Origin of the sequence: Pseudomonas sp. GL-R-19 (genome assembly GCF_019956375.1) — a bacterium.
GTDB lineage: Bacteria > Pseudomonadota > Gammaproteobacteria > Pseudomonadales > Pseudomonadaceae > Aquipseudomonas.
The window spans coordinates 185,546-203,839 of the sequence record NZ_JAHBDJ010000055.1 but is presented as its reverse complement, the minus strand read 5'-3'; the positions used below and the strand labels follow the sequence as shown (position 1 = coordinate 203,839).

The following is an 18,294-nucleotide window of genomic DNA, read 5'->3' as shown; positions in this document are numbered from 1 at the left end:
TCTTTTGATCTTTTGGGTGCAGTGAAAAACTCAGCCATGAAACAACAAAAACAGCAGCACCAGATTCACCAGCAGCGACACCAGCGCCAATGTCCGCCAGACTTTCAGCGGCTCGCGCTCCAGCAACGGTCTGGGGCGCACGCTCAAACTACGACGCTCTCCCTGTTCCAGTAGCAACAACCATTCTTCCGCCGTTTCAAAACGCTGATCCGGAGCCGCAGCCACCGCGCGCTCCAGGCTTTGCGCGATCCATTCCGGCAGGTCGGGCCGGTAGCGACTGGCGCTGACAGGCACACCAAACCGTGGTCGCTGGAACGCTTCGATTTCGCCGTAGGGATAATGCCCGGTCAGCAGGTAATACAAGGTCACGCCGACTGCATACAAATCCTGTTGTGGCGTAGGAGGGTCGCCTCGAAAAGCCTCCGGCGCGATATAGCTGGGCGTTCCGGGCAGGGCGCAAGCTTGATCTTCGGACAGCCCGGGGCAGTAGGCGAGGCCGAAATCCAGCAGGCGCAACTCGCCGTCGTCCCCCAGCAACAGGTTCTCCGGTTTGATATCGCGATGCAGAATCTGCCGTCGATGCAGTATGCCGACGGCCCGCAGCAGGCGTTCGGCCAGGTCCAGCCATTGAGCCAGTGGCAGCGTTGCGACACGCTCATGCAGCTCAGCCAGGGTAGACCCGGTATATTCACGCATCACGTAGTACAAATGCTGACGCTGACTGGAGGCATGGACTTCAGGAAAATGCCGCCCGGCCACACGCTTGAGAAACCATTCCTCCGATAACAATGCCTGCCCGGCCTGGTGATCGTCACGGAGCGCACCGGGCAAGGTTTTCAGCAACCAGGGTTGTTGCTGCGCGTCGCTCACCCGATACAGCAGCGATTGCTGGCTCTGGCCGAGGATCCCTTCCACGTGCCAGCCTTCGAAGGCCTGGCCCGGCTTCAGCGCAGGCGGGAGTGGCCATTGCTGCAAATGAATCAGTGCATCGCCAATGCTGGTTTCGCCAAGGGCATCGACCCGCACCAGCAGGGCGCTGGCATTGTCTTGGCTGCCGGCCAGGTGCGCGGCGCTGACCAGCGTTTGCGCGGCACTGTCCAAATCAGGCTGATCCCGCAGAATCGCCGCAATGGCCGTGTCGCCCAGCACGGCCCAGATGCCGTCGCTGAGCAGCACGAAACTCTCGTTCAGCCGAAGTTCGCCATCGAGAAAGTCCAGCACCAAGTGTTGATCCAGCCCGAGGGCCCGCTTAAGCACATGCTGCATGCCCGGCTGGTCCCAGACGTGATCCTCGCTCACCCGTTGCAGCGTGTCGGCGTGCCAGCGATAAACCCGGCAATCGCCAACGTGAGCCAAGGTAAAACGCCGGCCGCGCATCACCAAGGCACTGACTGTGGTCAGCAGCGGTTGGCCACCACCGTTAGCCTGCAACCAGCGATTTTGCGCCAGCAGCAGGCGATCCAATGCCTGGGCGACGCCCCAGGTTTCCGGGGTGGCGTAGTAGTCCAGCGCCAGGGCCTGCAAGGTCGAACGGGCCGCGAGGCCGCCATCGGCACATTGGCTGACGCCGTCAGCGATGGCGAACAGGTAACCTTTGCTCGCCGCCAGCGCCGGGGCCGGAGTGACCAGGCGCAGAGCGTCCTGGTTCTCCTCGCGGGGGCCGATGGCACTGTGTTCGGCGAAGCTCAGTTGCAGGCTCATGCAGTCCTCACACCCGTGCAGCGGTGACGGCTGCCGAACCCCAAGTGGTTCTCCAGCGACGTTTCACCCCATGTAGACCGAACCAGGCAAGTACGCCGAGGCTGGCGAACAACCACAGCGCCAGTTGATAGCTGCCGGTGCTTTGCTTGATCGCGCCCATGCCGGCCGCGAGGGCAAACCCACCGATGCCGCCGGCCATGCCGATCAGACCGGTCATCACGCCGATTTCCCGACGAAAACGCTGCGGCACCAACTGGAACACTGCGCCATTGCCTGCACCCAAACCGAGCATGGTGCAGACGAAAAGTGCCAGTGCGGCGTAGGAATTCGGCAGGTTGAAGCCGACAGCGGTAATGCAGATCGCCGCGACGGTGTACATCGCCAACAAGGTCCGAATGCCGCCGAACCGGTCGGCCAGCGCGCCGCCCAGAGGGCGCATCAGGCTGCCGCCGAACACACAGGCGGCGGTGTAGTAGCCGGCAGTGACCGGGCTCAGGCCGTACTGGTCGTTGAAATAACCGGGCAGGGCACTGGCCAGGCCGATGAAACCGCCGAACGTCACGCTATAGAAAAACATGAACCACCAGCTGTCGCGATCGCCCAGGGCCTTGAAGTAGTCGGCCATGGCTTTGGCTTTTGGCCGCTCGGGGGCGTTTTTGGCCAGGCAGGCGAAGACGATCAAGGCCAGAATCAGCGGGATCAGGGCGAACCCGAACACGTTGCTCCAGCCAAACGCCGCCGCCAGCACCGGAGCGATCAATGCGGCGAACACCGTGCCCGAGTTCCCCGCACCGGCGATGCCCATGGCCTTGCCTTGATGCTGCGGCGGATACCACTGCGATGCCAGGGGCAGGGCGACGGCGAAAGAAGCGCCGGCCATGCCGAGGAACAGACCCAGCAGCAACGCTTGCTCGTAGCTGTGGATACCGAGTTTCCAGGCGCCGAACAGCGCGCAGATCACGATGACCTGACCGATCAGCCCGGCGGTTTTGGGCGACAGGCGATCAGCCAGCATCCCCATCACGAAACGCAAGACCGCTCCGGCCAGGATAGGCGTGGCGACCACCAGCCCGCGTTGCTGCGTCGTCAGGTGCAGGTCGGCGGCGATCTGTATCGCCAACGGACCGAGCAGGTACCAGACCATGAAGCTCAGGTCGAAGTAGAGGAAGGCTGCGAACAATGTGGGTGTATGGCCAGATTTCCAGAAGCTTGAATTCATCGCGCACCTCAGCTGTGAAGAGTCTCGAAAGGAGTCATGAGCTTGCAGGTGGGGCGCCGTTACGGCCGCACCACCGGCCCCGTGCTGTGGGGCCAAAACGAAAAAACGCCGCCACCCGATTCGCCTGGGGCAAATGAGGTGCGCGACGTCTTTGTCGTAGGTGGGGCAACCGCCGTTGGTTACCTGTACCGATTACCTAGCCAGATCTGTGCCATATCGGAAATTTGGGTAAAGCAAAAAAGATCGCAGCCTTCGGCAGCTCCTACAGGGGAATGTGTGCATCCCGTAGGAGCTGCCGAAGGCTGCGATCTTTATGTTGTTCAACCCAGCAGTTCGCTCATGGCAATAATCTGCTCCGCCACCTGAATCAGCTTCTGCTGGCGGCTCATCGCCTGGCGGCGCATCAGGGTGTAGGCTTCTTCTTCGTTGCAGTCCTTCATTTTCATCAGCAGCCCCTTGGCCAGTTCGATGCGCTTGCGCTCGGCCAGTTGCTGGTCGCGGGCCTGCAATTGGGCACGCAAGGCCTGATCGCTTTCGAAGCGCGCCATGGCCACATCGAGAATCGGCTGCAGGCGTTGTGCGTGAATGCCTTCGACGATGTAGGCACTGACTCCGGACTTGATCGCCTGTCGCATCACACCGGGGTCGTGTTCGTCGGTGAACATCACAATCGGTCGTGGCTGGTCGCGAGTCACCAGCACCACTTGTTCCATGACATCGCGACCCGGTGACTCGGTATCGATCAGAATCACATCCGGACGCACCGTTTCGACGCGTTCGGGCAGGTCGATGGTCAGGCCGGATTCATCGATCACTTCGAATCCGGCCTCGGTCAGGGCGGCCTTCAGGCGTCCGACTTTTTTCGCGGTGTCGTTGATCAGCAGGATACGCAGCATGTTCGTGGTCTCCTGTCAGCGGCTGGCGGATCGAGGGGAGCTGTCGCTCATGGCGTGCAGTTTGAAACTGCGGGCATAACCGGCCGGGTCCGAGCCGTCCCAGATTTTGCCGTCGATCAACTGGCTGCTGCGCATTTCCTCGGCTGGCGAGGCGACGCCGACGGCACTGGCGGCCTCACGGTAGAGGCCCAGTTGCTGGACCTGCCGGGCCACCGCGAGATAGTCCGGGTCATCGCGCAACAAGCCCCAGCGGCGGAACTGGGTCATGAACCACATGCCGTCGGACAGGTACGGCCAGTTGGCCTCGCCATCCCCGTGCAAGCGCAGTGCGTGCGGGTCTTGCCAGCGATGGCCAAGGCCGTCGGCGTATTCGCCCAGCAGGCGCGGTTCGATACAGTCCAGTGGCGCGTCAAGGTACTGATCGGCACTGAGCAATTGTGCGGTACTGCGGCGATTCTCGGTGCTTTCTTCGATGAAGCGGCTGGCCTCCAGAACCGCCCTCACCAATGCCCGGGCAGTATTGGGGTATTGCTCGACGAACGCGCGGGTGCAGCCCAGGACTTTTTCCGGATGATCGGGCCAGAGGGTCTGGGTCGTGGCCAGGGTGAAGCCGAGGTCCTGTTGCACGGCGCTGGCGGACCAGGGTTCGCCGACGCAGAACCCGTCGATACGCCCGGCTCGCAGGTGCGCGACCATTTGCGGTGGCGGCACCACCACGCTGTCGACATCCTGCAATGGGTGAATGCCCTGGCTGGCGAGCCAGTAATACAACCACATGGCGTGGGTGCCTGTTGGAAAAGTCTGGGCGAAGGTGAGTTTTGAGCGAGTTTGGTGCACGTGCCGATCCAGTGCTTCAGGACTGGTCACTCCAAGCGCCTGCAAGCCGCCGGACAGATTGATGCTTTGGCCGTTCTGATTCAGGCCCATCAGCACGGCCATGTCGGTCGCCGCCACGCCACCGATGCCCAGGTGTACGGCGTAAATCAGACCGTAGAGGCTGTGGGCGGCATCGAGTTCACCGCTGACCAGTTTGTCCCGCAGGTTGGCCCAGGACGACTGGCGCTTGAGATTCAGGGTCAAGCCGTGGGGTTGGGCGAAGCCCTGGGTGGCGGCGACCACCACCGAGGCGCAGTCGCTCAGGGCCATGAAACCGAGATTGATTTCGGTTTTTTCCGGGGCATCGCTGCCATTGACCCAGGCCAGAGGGCCGGCTGACGGTTCGTTCATCGCGTGTTCACCTTGCAAAAAAAACGTCGTCCCGAGTCCTTGCATGAGCAGGCCGTGGACGACGCCATTGTCTTTGCACACATTCCGTCGTCGGCATGGGTGCTGGTACCTGGATTGGTGCAAGGCATATGCCATTAACCGCTGATTTGCTCACGCGCCTCGCTTGCAGCCCCGATGCCCGGCTATAATCGCCGCCTCAATTCGCCGCCAATCGAGTCAAATCCGCCCATGTACACCCTGGCCCGTCAGCTGTTGTTCAAACTCTCCCCGGAAACCTCCCACGATCTGTCCCTGGACCTGATCGGCGCGGGCGGGCGTCTTGGGCTCAACGGCTTGCTGTGCAAGGCCCCGGCGAAGATGCCGGTGAATGTCATGGGCCTGGACTTCCCGAATCCGGTGGGACTGGCCGCCGGTCTGGACAAGAGTGGTGCGGCCATCGATGGTTTCGCCCAACTGGGTTTCGGTTTTGTCGAAATCGGCACCATCACGCCGCGTCCGCAGCCGGGCAACCCGAAGCCACGCCTGTTCCGTTTGCCGCAAGCCGAGGCGATCATCAATCGCATGGGTTTCAACAACCTGGGCGTCGATCACCTGCTGGCTCGTGTGGCGGCGGCCAAGTACAAGGGCGTGCTGGGCATCAACATCGGCAAGAACTTCGATACGCCGGTCGAGCGTGCCGTGGACGACTACCTGATCTGCCTGGACAAGGTTTACGCCCACGCCAGCTATGTGACGATCAACGTCAGTTCGCCGAACACGCCGGGGCTGCGCAGCCTGCAATTTGGCGACTCGCTCAAGCAGTTGCTGGCCGATCTGGCCGAGCGCCGCGCGGAACTGGCATTGCGTCATGGCAAACATGTCCCGCTGGCGATCAAGATTGCGCCAGACATGAGCGACGAAGAAACCGCACAGGTTGCGCAAGCGCTGATCGAAACCGGAATGGATGCCGTCATTGCGACTAATACCACCCTGAGCCGCGTAGGCGTCGAAGGCTTGGAGCATGGTGACGAAGCCGGTGGTTTGTCCGGCGCACCGGTTCGCGACAAGAGCACCCACACCGTGACAGTGCTGGCATCGGAGCTGGGTGGTCGACTGCCGATCATCGCTGCCGGCGGCATTACCGAAGGCAAGCACGCCGCAGAAAAAATCACCGCAGGCGCGAGCCTGGTGCAGATCTACTCGGGTTTCATCTACAAAGGCCCGGCGCTGATTCGCGAGTCGGTAGACGCAATCGCAGCGCTACGCTGATCCTTTGTAGGAGCGAGCTTGCTCGCGAAAAACCTACAGACAACGCTGGCTACCAGATGCGCTGCGTCATCGTTGAGGTCCATCGCGAGCAATCGAGCGTCGACCGGCTGCTCCTACAGGGGATTGTTTGGACCAACGAGCGAGCATAAAAAAGGGCTCCATAAAAGGAGCCCCTGGGCCGGAGCCCGCCGTCCGGATGGGACGCGCATGGTTAATTCAGTACAAAGTCAGATTGTCGTGTCGGAGTGTTATGCCCTGTAATTAGCCGACGGCGTGAAGTTCGTTGAGTCTGTGGATTCCCGCAGTGCCGGTCATACCGTCCCAGTTGTCGCCGCGTCCTTCTCGCCAGCCGTTGATCCAGGCTTGACGTACCGACGGTAGAGTAAATGGGCAAAGCTCACGGGATTTACCACCAACGCCATATTGATATCCGCGCAAAAATGCTCTTTCCAACGGATCACGCTTAAGTCTTCTCATAGGGTGTTGCCCTCACTTGTTGACTGTATTTATCGCGTCGACCTCAATTGAGGTCTGGCAGGAAACCCTGCCGTTGGGGGCTCGTTGCCGGCGTGACGAGCCAAAGTGTTGGCGTCATTGCGGCGCCAACCTGTATTGAGTTCTAACCAATGCGTCACATCGAGGGAATGATCGTTTTGTCATAAGGACGTAACTGTTCATGTGTTAAGGCCATAAGTAACAGCGTGTTTTACCGTATTTATTGGCCAAACCCCGGTATGATCGGCCCTGCGCTGGATGATGGGCTTAATCCTTTAGTGAGAATGGCTCCCGTTGCCGGGAAGCACTATTCGACGAAGGGTCGACTTATGACATTTTGTTGCATCAACTTTTTTATCTGTCCTTGCATCTAAGCTCATTTAACCCGGGCAGCAGGGGTGGAGCGGCACACCTTCGTGCCACGCGGGCGCTCTTCGAGAAAAGCGCCTGATTGAAAACCGGACCGGCAATGCGTTGCCCGGTCACTCAGCTAAAGGTTCTGGAATTCCCATGTCCGATCGTTTCGAACTCTTCCTCACTTGCCCAAAAGGCCTTGAAGGCCTGCTCATCGAGGAAGCCGTCGGGCTTGGCCTTGAGGAAGCGCGGGAGCACACCTCGGCCGTGCGCGGCATGGCCACCATGGAAACCGCTTATCGCCTGTGCCTGTGGTCGCGTCTGGCCAACCGCGTGCTGTTGGTGCTCAAACGTTTCCCGATGAAGGACGCCGAAGACCTGTACCACGGCGTGTTGGACATCGAGTGGCAAGACCACATGCTCAATGACGGCACCCTGGCCGTCGAATTCAGCGGTCATGGCTCGGGTATCGACAACACCCACTTTGGCGCGCTGAAGGTCAAGGACGCCATCGTCGACAAGCTGCGCACCCCGCAAGGCGACCGTCCGTCCATCGACAAGCTCAACCCGGACCTGCGCATTCACCTGCGCCTGGACCGTGGCGAAGCGATTCTGTCCCTTGACCTGTCCGGCCACAGCCTGCACCAGCGCGGCTATCGCCTGCAGCAAGGTGCGGCACCGCTGAAGGAAAACCTCGCGGCCGCCATCCTGATCCGTTCCGGCTGGCCACGTATCGCGGCCGAAGGCGGCGCGCTGGCCGACCCGATGTGCGGTGTCGGTACCTTCCTGGTGGAAGCGGCGATGATCGCCGCCGACATCGCGCCGAACCTGCGTCGCGAGCAGTGGGGCTTCACCGCCTGGCTCGGTCACGTCCCGGCGCTGTGGAAAAAACTCCACGAAGAAGCGTCCGAGCGCGCCGCTGCCGGCCTGGCCAAAACACCATTGTGGATTCGCGGTTACGAAGCCGACCCACGGCTGATTCAACCGGGCCGCAACAACGTCGAACGTGCCGGCCTGAGCGAGTGGATCAAAATCTACCAGGGTGAGGTCGCGACTTTCGAGCCGCGCCCGGACCAGAACCAGAAAGGCCTGGTGATCTGCAACCCTCCATACGGCGAGCGTCTGGGTGACGAGGCGAGCCTGCTCTACCTCTACCAGAACCTTGGCGAGCGCCTGCGTCAGGCCTGCCTGAACTGGGAAGCGGCGGTGTTCACCGGCGCGCCGGACCTGGGCAAGCGCATGGGTATCCGCAGTCACAAGCAGTATTCGTTCTGGAACGGTGCCTTGCCGTGCAAGCTGCTGCTGATCAAGGTGCTGCCGGACCAGTTCGTCACCGGCGAGCGCCGTACCCCGGAGCAGCGCCAGATCGAGCGTGAGCAAGCCGCCTACGATCAGGCGCCGAACGAGCCGCAGGAACGCAAGTTCAACAAGAACGGCAACCCGATCAAACCGATGCCGGCTCCGGCGCCGGTGGTCGAGCAGCCGCGCCTGAGCGAAGGCGGGCAGATGTTCGCCAACCGCCTGCAAAAGAACCTCAAGGCCCTGGGCAAGTGGGTCAAGCGTGAAGGCATCGACTGTTACCGCGTGTATGACGCCGACATGCCTGAATACTCCATGGCCATCGACCTGTATCACGATTGGGTCCACGTCCAGGAGTACGCCGCGCCGAAATCCATCGATCCGGAAAAGGCCTCGGGCCGTATGTTCGATGCCCTGGCAGCCATCCCGCAGGCGTTGAACATCGACAAGAGCCGCGTGGTGGTCAAGCGCCGCGAGCGTCAGAGCGGCACCAAACAATACGAGCGCCAGGCGGCGCAGGGCAAGTTCGTCGAAGTCAATGAAGGCGGCGTGAAGCTGCTGGTGAATCTCACCGACTACCTCGACACCGGGCTGTTCCTCGACCATCGGCCGATGCGCATGCGTATCCAGAAGGAGGCGGCCGGCAAACGCTTCCTCAATCTGTTCTGCTACACCGCAACGGCCAGTGTGCATGCGGCCAAGGGCGGCGCGCGCAGCACCACCAGTGTCGACCTGTCGAAAACCTATCTGGACTGGGCGCGGCGCAACCTGTCGTTGAACGGTTTTTCCGACAAGAACCGCCTGGAGCAGGGCGATGTGATGGCGTGGCTTGAAGCCAGTCGTGACGAGTACGACCTGATCTTCATCGACCCGCCGACGTTCTCCAACTCCAAACGCATGGAAGGTGTCTTCGACGTGCAGCGCGACCAGGTGCAATTGATTGACCTGGCCATGGCGCGACTGGCGCCCGGCGGTGTGTTGTACTTCTCCAACAACTTCCGCAAGTTCGAACTGGAAGCCAATCTCGGCGAGCGTTATGCCGTCGAGGAGATCACTGCCCAGACCATCGATCCGGATTTTTCCCGCAACGCCAAAATCCATCGCGCCTGGAAAATCATGGCACGTTGACACCTGGATCTGTGTAGGAGCGAGCTCTGCTCGCGATGGTCGACAACGATAACGCGTGCTTTCTGAATGCACGCGGTGTTCTTGAGTCCATCGCGAGCGAGCTCGCTCCTACAGTGCTGGTCAAATTAGTGGCTAATAGCTATAACTCAGTCCATGGCCAAAGGGCTTCTCCGCACCTGGCGTTTTGAGTTTGCGTTTTATGTCGTTGCACGCCGTGCGCCCCAAGATCCTGGGTTTTATCAGCGAAGATGTTTCGGCCTGGCTGGTCGCGCTGTTGGTATTGCTTGTCGGCGGGGTGCTCACCGGGTTACTGGCGTGGTCGACGCTGAATCTGTTTCACCATCAATTGCGGCAACGCTTTCAACTGCTGGCCAGTGAGCGTTACAGCCGTATCGAAGAGCGTTTTGAAGATCAGGAGCAGCGTCTCGATGGCCTGCGCCGGTTTTTCGCCAACTCCGATTCGGTTTCTCGAGCGGATTTCGACGGTTACACCCAGCCTTTACTACTGCGAACCCAGGCTTATTCCTTTGCCAAACGGGTCACTCGTGACGAGCGGGCGGCGTTCGAGGGGCGAGTGCGTGACGAAGGCTTGAGCAGCTTCACCCTGAGAGAACTCAACGCTGATGGCCAATTGCAACTGGCCGGCGTGCGAGATGAATACGTAGCGGTCCTGTATAGCCAGACGCAAAGCAGACTCGGCTCCCCCCTCGGTTACGACTTGCTGGCCCAGCCGTTACGGCGTGCCACGCTCGATCGGGCCGATCAGCGTGGTGGCATGGCAGTGTCGCAACCGATGCAGCTTGTGAGTATCGAGCCGGCTTATGCGCGAGGCGTGCTGCTGGTCACGCCGGTCACGCCGGTCACGCAACATAACAGTCAGGACCACAAAGCCACGAAACCCTACGGTTATGTCATGGCAGTGATCAGCATGCGCCAGTTGCTGGCGGACGGACTGCCGGAAGAGAGCCGTGACTATCTCTCGGTGCGTATCCTCGATTTGTCGACCGCCGAGCAGCACGAGGTGCTGTTCGAATCGGCCAACCCGCCGGCTATCAGCGAGTTGTCGGCCACGCGCCTGTTGCGCCTGGCCGACCATGACTATCAAGTCGATATCCAGCCCAGCGACACGTTCGTGCAGGCCAACCATTCTTCCGTGACCAGTCTGGTGGTGTTGGGTGGTTTGCTCAGCGTGTTGCTCAGTGCCTTGCTGTATGTGCTGGTCAGTCAGCGGCAGCGGGCGCTGAAACTGGTCGAGCAACGCACCCGGGAGCTGCGGGATCGAGAACAGGAGCTGCGTCGTACCCATGGTCAATTGCGTGGCGTGCTGAATGCCGCTACCCAGGTCGCGATCATCGCCACCGACTTGCGCGGCGTCATCAGTACCTTCAACGCCGGTGCCGAGCAGATGCTTGGCTATACCAGTGCCGAGGTGGTGGGGCACATGACCCTGGAGAACCTGCATCTGTCCCGGGAGTTGGTCGCTCGCTCGGCGCAGTTGAGCGCACGCTATGGCAAGCCGGTTCCAACCTGCCACGCGATGCTGGTCGAAGGCGACGTGGAGGGCAACCACGAGGCGCGGGAGTGGACGCTGATGCGCGGCGATGGCAGCCATTTGATGGTCAACATGCTCACCACGCCAGTGCTCGACGAGCAAGGCCTGTGGGTCGGGCACCTGGCGGTGTGCATCGACATCACCGAACGCAAACGGGTCCACGAAGCGCTCGCGGCGCGGGACCTGCTGTTGAAGAAACTCAGTGCCCACGTGCCCGGTGGCATCTATCAGTTCAAGATGGAGTTCGACGGACGCTTCAGTGTGATCTACGCCAGCGACGGCATTCGCGAGATCTACGAACTCGAACCCGACGTGCTGGTGCTCAATGCCGAAGCGATCTTCACCCGGATTCACCCTCTGGACACCACCCGTGTCCGTGCCTCGATCCGCGCCTCGGCCGACACCCTCAGCCCCTGGCGCGAGGAATACCGGGTGCAACTGCCGCAACGTGGTTTGCGTTGGGTGCGCGGCGAAGCCACTCCGGAGGAACTGCCCGGTGGCGGTGTGCTGTGGCACGGCTACATCTCGGACATTTCCGATATGAAGCGGGTGGAGGAAGAATTGCGCGCGTTGTCGGTCACCGATTCGCTGACCGGTATCTACAACCGGCGTTATTTCCAGGAACGCCTGACCACCGAAATGGCCCGGGTGGAGCGCGGCGGTGGGAATCTGTCGGTGATCATGCTCGATATCGACCATTTCAAGCGCATCAATGACCTGCACGGCCATGCCATCGGTGATCGGGTGTTGCAGGCAGTGTGCGAACGGATCGGTCACCGGCTGCGCCGTACCGATGTGTTCTGCCGCCTGGGCGGTGAGGAGTTCATGGTGCTGTGCCCGGATATCAGCGGCGAACATGCCTATATGTTGGCCCGGCAATTGTGGCAAGGCTTGCGCAGTTCACCCATTGAAGATGTCGGTACGGTTACCGCCAGTTTCGGGATTGCCAGCTGGCGGGCCGGCGAGGGCGCCGATGCCTTGCTGTTGCGCGCGGATTCGGGGGTCTATGCGGCGAAGCAGGCGGGAAGGGATCGGGTTGAGGGGGAGATGAATTAATCCGGAGTGCATGCGGTACCTGTGGGAGCGAGCCTGAACTCGAAAGCGGAGTGTCAGTCACCATCAGTATTGACTGGGCTGACGCTTTCGCGAGCAGGCTCGCTCCCACAGGGGGCAGTGCTGTGCTTACAGCACCGAAGCCGTCTGTGGCACTTTCGGTTGGTGGTACAGGTCCAGCAGCACCTGATCGAGCACCGAAGAGGCGCCGAACGGGGCCTTGTCGTTGAGGATCGCCACCACCGCCCAGGTGTTGCCGTTGACGTCGCGACTGAAGCCGGCAATCGCCCGCACGGTGTTCAGGGTGCCGGTCTTGACGTGGGCTTCGCCGCGCATCGCAGTGGTCTTCAGGCGCTTGCGCATGGTGCCGTCGGTGCCGGCAATCGGCATCGAACTGATGTACTCGGCGGCATACGGGCTGTGCCATGCAGCTTCGAGCATCGAGGCCATTTCCCGGGCGCTGACACGCTCGGCACGGGACAGGCCGGAACCGTTCTCCATCACCAGGTGCGGCGCGGTGATGCCTTTTTTCGCCAGCCACTGACGCACGACACGCTGGGCGGCCTTGGCGTCGTCACCATCGGCATCGGTGCGGAAGCGTTGGCCCAGGCTCAGGAACAACTGCTGGGCCATGGTGTTGTTACTGTACTTGTTGATGTCGCGGATGATTTCCGCCAGGTCTGGCGAGAACGCCCGGGCCAGGACCTTGGCATCTTTCGGTGTTGGCGCCAGCACATCCTTGCCCTGAATGCTGCCACCCAGTTCCTTCCAGATCGCGCGGACGGCGCCGGCGGTGTAGGTCGCGTGGTCGAGCAGTGACAGGTAAGTCTGCGAGCTGCAGCCTTCACCCAGTTGGCCGCCGACCGTCACGGTCATGCTGCCATCCGCCTGCGTCACCGGGTTGTAACGCACGCCACCGGTGCATTGTTTGGAATTGAGGGCCTTGACCTGGTTGTCGATGCGGATGGTCGCAATCGGCGGTTCCACCGAGACCAGCACCTTGCCCGAGTCATTACGCGCGACGAAGCGCAGCGCCTTGAGGTTGACCAGCAGCGAGTCGGGTTTGACCAGGAACGGCTTGTTCTCGTCGTTGCCGTCGTCATTGAACTCCGGCAGTTGCGGTTGCACGAAGAAGGTTTTATCCAGCACCAGGTCGCCGGTGACCTGGGTCACGCCGTTGGCACGCAGGTCACGCATCAGCAACCAGAGTTTTTCCATGTTCAGCTTCGGATCGCCGCCGCCCTTGAGGTAGAGGTTGCCGTTGAGAATGCCGCCACTCAAGGTGCCGTCGGTGTAGAACTCGGTTTTCCACTGGTGGTTCGGGCCGAGCATTTCCAGGGCCGCGTAGGTGGTGACCAGTTTCATGGTCGACGCCGGGTTGACCGAGACGTCGGCATTGAACACCGTCGCGGTGCCGGGGCCGGTGAGCGGGATCATCACCAGCGATAGGGCGTTGTCCTGCAACTTGCTGGCTTTCAGGGCTTTTTCAACGTTGGGCGACAACGCGGTATTGATTGGAGCGGCGTAAACGGGAAGGGCCAGGGGGAGAAGAAAACCGGCCAACAGCAATGGACGCAAAGATTTGATCATCTGAAATAAAACCCTACAGCCGAGGGGAAATAAGGTGAGGGCATGGAGATAAATTCCCTCAATGGTCATGAAAGTGTCGGCATTATGCCCCAAGGTGTCGCCGCTTGTGCCGTGCGCGGGCATTCTGATCGGCTATTTTTTTACCGACGGTAGGCATCGTGGCCCAGAGAGTCAGGCAATCGGCGGCTTAAACTGCTAAAGTGCCGGCCGTTATTACTTAAGAGGATTGTTTCAATGGCGACTAACCGTTCCCAGCGTCTGCGCAAAAAACTGTGCGTCGATGAATTTCAAGAGCTGGGTTTCGAACTGAACCTGGATTTCAAAGAAGATTTGGCTGATGCAGCCATTGATGCTTTCCTCGACGCGTTCCTCAAAGAAGCCATGGAAGCCAACGGTCTGGGCTATGTTGGCGGCGACGACTACGGTCTGGTTTGCCTGCAGAAGCGTGGCTCGGTCAGCGCTGAACAGCGCGCTGCCGTTGAAGCCTGGCTCAAAGGCCGCACCGAGCTGACCAGCGTTGAAGTCAGCCCGCTGCTGGACGTCTGGTACCCGGAAAAGCCGATCAATCCGGTAGCTTGATGTTCTGAAAAAAACGGCGACCCAAGGGTCGCCGTTTTTTTTGCTTTTTTTTGTAGGAGCGAGCTTGCTCGCGAAGGTCGTCAACGATAACGCTTGAAACCTGACACCCCGCAGTGCTCTCAGGTTCATCGTCGGAACGCCGCCCGGAGCAAGCTCGCTCCTACAGGGCCTTGCGCCAGTTCAGGATCAGCAGCGTCACAACCCCCGCGACAATCCCCCAGAACGCCGACCCGATGGAAAACAGCGTCAGCCCCGATGCCGTGACCATGAAGGTGATCAGCGCTGCTTCACGTTCCTTCACTTCGCTCATGGCGATGCTCAAGCCGTTGATGATCGAGCCGAACAGCGCCAGCGCCGCAATCGACAGCACCAGTTCCTTGGGCAGCGCGGCAAACAATGCTGCGAGCGTCGCGCCGAACACCCCGGCGATCCCGTAGAAAACTCCGCACCAGACGGCTGCGGTGTAGCGTTTGTGGCGATCCTCATGGGCGTGCGGTCCGGTGCAGATCGCCGCGCTGATCGCCGCCAGGTTGATCCCGTGGGAGCCGAACGGTGCCAACAGTAAACTGGCGATGCCGGTGGTGGTGATCAGCGGCGAGGCGGGCACCGTGTAGCCATCGGCGCGCAATACGGCGATACCGGGCATGTTTTGTGAGGTCATGGCGACGACAAACAGCGGGATGCCAATGCTGATGGTCGCGGCCAGGGAGAAGTGCGGCGTGGTCCAGACCGGCGTGGCCACTTCCAGGTGGAAACCGCTGAAGTCCAGCAGCCCCATGAAGCCCGACAATGCCGTGCCGATCAGCAATGCCGCCAACACTGCATAGCGTGGCGACAGGCGCTTGACCACCAGATAAGTGACAAACATCCCCAGTACCAGGGCGGTGCGGTGTTGCGCTGCGACGAAAATCTCGCTGCCGATCTTGAACAGGATCCCCGCCAGCAGGGCAGCGGCCAGGGATGCTGGAATCTTTTTCATCAGCCGTTCGAAGCTGCCGGTCAGCCCGCAAATCGTCACCAGTACCGCACAGGTGATATAGGCACCGATGGCTTCGCCATAGCTCACGCCGCCAAGGCTGGTGATCAGCAGCGCGGCGCCGGGGGTCGACCAGGCAATGGTGATCGGCGTGCGATAGCGCAAGGACAGGCCGATGGAGCACACCGCCATGCCGATGGAAATTGCCCAGATCCACGAAGAAATCTGCCCGCTGCTCAGGCCCGCCGCCTGCCCGGCCTGGAACATCAGCACCAGGGAACTGGTGTAGCCGGTCATCATGGCGATGAATCCGGCGACGATGGCCGAGGGCGAGGTGTCGGCCAACGGGCGGATTTGCATGTGCGTGGCGTCGTTCATGACGGGGGTGTTCCTTATAAGGATGAAAATATCCGAAATCCTGCTCGCCCCTGTAGGAGCTGGCTTGCCAGCGAAGGCGTCCTCAAGGTTTGCACAAAGCCCGAGGACGCCTTCGCCGGCAAGCCGGCTCCTACAATGGATCTGTTCAACCCACGGATTTCGGGTTTAAGCCTAAACTCAAAAGTAACCAGACGTTGCGATACAGCCGAAGCAACATTCAGCCGTACAGTCGTGTTGCCACCGTCCATTGTGTACAATCGTTATGTTATTTACGCGATACTTGCCAGCGACCCGCCGTGCCGTCATACAGTCACCGTCAATTCGCCGCAGTTCTTCCGACTCGAGTGCCCATGAACGAACAGTTGCAACCCCTAAAGAAACAACCGCGAGCAGGCAAAGCCGGCCGTAGCGGTACCCAGGACGATATTGTCTACGCGCATATCTTCGAGGCCATCCTCGAACAGCGCCTGGCGCCCGGCACCAAGTTGAGCGAAGAAGCGCTGGGGGAAATTTTCGGGGTCAGCCGCACCATCATTCGCCGCGCCTTGTCGCGCCTGGCCCATGAAGGTGTGGTGTTGCTGCGTCCGAATCGCGGCGCCGTCGTCGCCAGTCCGAGTGTTGAGGAGGCGCGCCAGGTGTTCATGGCCCGCCGTCTGGTCGAGCGCGCGATCACCGAGCTGGCCGTTCAGCACGCAACCGCCGAGCAGATTGCCGAATTGCGCCAGATGGTCAGCGACGAGCGCGACAGTTTTTCCCGTGGCGACCGTGGTGCCGGTATCCGCCTGTCGGGCGAATTCCACCTGAAACTGGCTGAAGCGGCGAAAAACGCCCCGTTGATCAGTTTCCAGCGCAGCCTGGTGTCCCAGACTTCGCTGATCATCGCCCAGTACGAAAGCGGCAACCGTTCCCACTGCTCCTACGACGAGCACACCCAGTTGATCGACGCCATCGAGAAGCGCGACGCTGAACTGGCGGTCAACCTGATGATGCATCACATGGATCACATCGACAGCAAGCTCAACCTCGACGAGGAAAGTGCTTCAGATGATCTGCATGCGGTGTTCTCGCATTTGTTGCAGACCAAGAAGCCAGGGCGCTCGCCGGCGAAAATCTAACACCGCCCCTGTAGGAGCGAGCCTGCTCGCGATGGTCGTTAACGATTACGCGGGAAGCCTGACACCCCGTGGCGCCCTCGGCTTCATCGCGAGCGAGCTCGCTCCTACAGAGGATCAAAAAAATCCCCCGGAATCTGACGAATACGGGGGATTTTTTATGCCCGGCAGAATTTAGCGCTGATGCACCAGATTCCCTGCCGCATAGGTCTGCAGCACAGTCCGGTCATCACCCAGCGTCATCAACACAAACAACGTCTCGGCGATGTTATTGGCCTGCTTCAGGCGATAGCCCAGCAGCGGTGTGGCGTTGTAGTCCAACACGAGGAAGTCGGCGTCGGTGCCCTGTTGCAGGTTGCCGATCTTGTCTTCCAGGCGCAGCGCGCGGGCGCCACCGAGGGTGGCCAGGTACAGCGACTTGAACGGGCTCAGGCGCGCACCTTGCAGTTGCATGACCTTGTAGGCTTCGTTGAGGGTTTGCAGCAGCGAGAAACTGGTGCCGCCGCCGACATCGGTGCCGATGCCGACATTGAGGTTGTGCTTCTCGGCCATCGGCAGGTTGAACAGGCCGCTGCCGAGGAAGAAGTTCGAGGTCGGGCAGAACGAGATGGCCGAACCGGTTTCCGCCAGTCGCGCGCACTCGTCATCGCACAGGTGCACACCGTGGGCGAACACCGAGCGCTCGCCGAGCAACTGGTAGTGGTCGTAGACGTCCAGGTAGCCCTTGCGCTCCGGGAACAGCGCCTTGACCCACTCGATTTCCTTGAGGTTTTCACTGATGTGGGTCTGCATGTACAGATCCGGGTATTCGCTCAGCAACTGGCCGGCCAGGGTTAGCTGTTCCGGAGTGCTGGTCGGTGCGAAGCGTGGGGTGACCGCGTAGTGCAGGCGACCCTTGCCGTGCCAGCGCTCGATCAGCGCCTTGCTTTCCACGTAGCTGGATTCGGCGGTGTCGGTCAGGTAGTCCGGGGCGTTGCGGTCCATCATCACCTTGCCGGCGATCATCCGCAGGTCGAGCTGCCCGGCCGCTTCGAAGAACGAGTTCACCGATTGCGGGTGCACGCTGCCGAATACCAGCGCAGTGGTGGTGCCGTTGCGCAGCAATTCCTTGATGAAAATGTCCGCGACCTGGTCGGCGTGGGCCTTGTCGGCGAACTGGCTTTCGCACGGGAAGGTGTAGGTGTTGAGCCAGTCCAGCAACTGCTCGCCATAGGCGCCGACCATGCCGGTTTGCGGCAGGTGGATATGGGTGTCGATGAAGCCGGGAGTGATCAGTGCGTCCTGATAGTGGGTGATTTCGACGTCAGCCGGCAGGGTCGGCAGCAGTTCGCTGGCGTGGCCGAGGGCGCTGATCTGGCCGTTATCCACAACCAGCAAGCCGTCTTCGAAATACTCGTAGGACGCTTCGATACCAACGATGGCAGGGTCGGCGATGCTGTGCAGGATGGCGGCGCGGTAGGCTTTGCGAGTCAGTGGCATGGGGATTC

13 protein-coding genes are annotated in these 18,294 nt (G+C 60.9%); 5 read left to right on the top strand and 8 right to left on the bottom strand.

Features of this window, described 5'->3' with window-relative positions:
* Positions 1-30: 30 nt before the first annotated feature.
* From KGA83_RS24250 to KGA83_RS24235, 4 genes are all read right to left on the bottom strand, one after another.
* Positions 31-1,701 carry a bifunctional protein-serine/threonine kinase/phosphatase gene (locus tag KGA83_RS24250; RefSeq protein WP_108218909.1) on the bottom strand — a complete coding sequence of 557 codons (1,671 nt, stop codon included), beginning with the start codon at positions 1,699-1,701 and terminating at the stop codon, positions 31-33.
* A gap of 7 nt (positions 1,702-1,708) precedes the next feature.
* A complete protein-coding gene (locus KGA83_RS24245) occupies positions 1,709-2,920 on the bottom strand; it encodes a nitrate/nitrite transporter (RefSeq protein WP_108218908.1) in 1,212 nt (403 codons plus the stop codon).
* A gap of 320 nt (positions 2,921-3,240) precedes the next feature.
* Positions 3,241-3,816 (bottom strand): ANTAR domain-containing response regulator, encoded by a 576-nt coding sequence (locus tag KGA83_RS24240; protein WP_108218906.1) that lies wholly within the window; start codon positions 3,814-3,816, stop codon positions 3,241-3,243.
* Positions 3,817-3,831: 15 nt separating this feature from the next.
* Positions 3,832-5,043, bottom strand: coding sequence for a CmpA/NrtA family ABC transporter substrate-binding protein (locus tag KGA83_RS24235; protein WP_108218905.1), 1,212 nt, complete (start codon positions 5,041-5,043; stop codon positions 3,832-3,834).
* 228 nt (positions 5,044-5,271) lie between these two features.
* Here KGA83_RS24235 and KGA83_RS24230 point away from each other — a divergent pair, with 228 nt between their 5' ends.
* Complete coding sequence (locus KGA83_RS24230; protein ID WP_223531084.1) at positions 5,272-6,291, top strand: quinone-dependent dihydroorotate dehydrogenase; 1,020 nt, start codon at positions 5,272-5,274, stop codon at positions 6,289-6,291.
* A 261-nt stretch (positions 6,292-6,552) separates the two neighbouring features.
* Here KGA83_RS24230 and rmf read toward each other — a convergent pair whose 3' ends face one another.
* Complete coding sequence (gene rmf / locus KGA83_RS24225; protein ID WP_003223300.1) at positions 6,553-6,768, bottom strand: ribosome modulation factor; 216 nt, start codon at positions 6,766-6,768, stop codon at positions 6,553-6,555.
* A gap of 528 nt (positions 6,769-7,296) precedes the next feature.
* On the opposite strand from rmf, the gene rlmKL reads away from it, so the two are divergent.
* Both rlmKL and KGA83_RS24215 read left to right on the top strand, forming a co-directional pair.
* Positions 7,297-9,567, top strand: a complete 2,271-nt coding sequence (rlmKL, locus tag KGA83_RS24220) for a bifunctional 23S rRNA (guanine(2069)-N(7))-methyltransferase RlmK/23S rRNA (guanine(2445)-N(2))-methyltransferase RlmL (protein ID WP_108218903.1) — start codon at positions 7,297-7,299, stop codon at positions 9,565-9,567.
* Positions 9,568-9,766: 199 nt separating this feature from the next.
* Positions 9,767-12,175: a diguanylate cyclase gene (locus KGA83_RS24215; RefSeq protein ID WP_223531083.1), complete on the top strand. Its 2,409-nt coding sequence runs from the start codon at positions 9,767-9,769 to the stop codon at positions 12,173-12,175.
* A gap of 126 nt (positions 12,176-12,301) precedes the next feature.
* Here KGA83_RS24215 and dacB read toward each other — a convergent pair whose 3' ends face one another.
* Positions 12,302-13,762, bottom strand: a complete 1,461-nt coding sequence (gene dacB, locus KGA83_RS24210) for a D-alanyl-D-alanine carboxypeptidase/D-alanyl-D-alanine-endopeptidase (RefSeq protein WP_108218901.1) — start codon at positions 13,760-13,762, stop codon at positions 12,302-12,304.
* Between the two features lie 234 nt (positions 13,763-13,996).
* Between dacB and KGA83_RS24205 the strand changes: the two genes are divergently transcribed.
* Positions 13,997-14,341, top strand: a complete 345-nt coding sequence (locus KGA83_RS24205; protein ID WP_108218900.1) for a YggL family protein — start codon at positions 13,997-13,999, stop codon at positions 14,339-14,341.
* A gap of 160 nt (positions 14,342-14,501) precedes the next feature.
* Here the strand turns inward: KGA83_RS24205 and KGA83_RS24200 are convergent, their stop codons facing one another.
* On the bottom strand, positions 14,502-15,695 hold the full coding sequence (locus KGA83_RS24200; protein WP_108218899.1) for a benzoate/H(+) symporter BenE family transporter: 1,194 nt from the start codon (positions 15,693-15,695) through the stop codon (positions 14,502-14,504).
* Between the two features lie 350 nt (positions 15,696-16,045).
* On the opposite strand from KGA83_RS24200, the gene KGA83_RS24195 reads away from it, so the two are divergent.
* Positions 16,046-16,810, top strand: coding sequence for a GntR family transcriptional regulator (locus tag KGA83_RS24195; RefSeq protein ID WP_108218897.1), 765 nt, complete (start codon positions 16,046-16,048; stop codon positions 16,808-16,810).
* A 171-nt stretch (positions 16,811-16,981) separates the two neighbouring features.
* Here the strand turns inward: KGA83_RS24195 and guaD are convergent, their stop codons facing one another.
* Entirely contained in the window at positions 16,982-18,286 is a 1,305-nt protein-coding gene (gene guaD, locus KGA83_RS24190; RefSeq protein ID WP_108218896.1) for a guanine deaminase, read from the bottom strand.
* Positions 18,287-18,294: the final 8 nt, after the last annotated feature.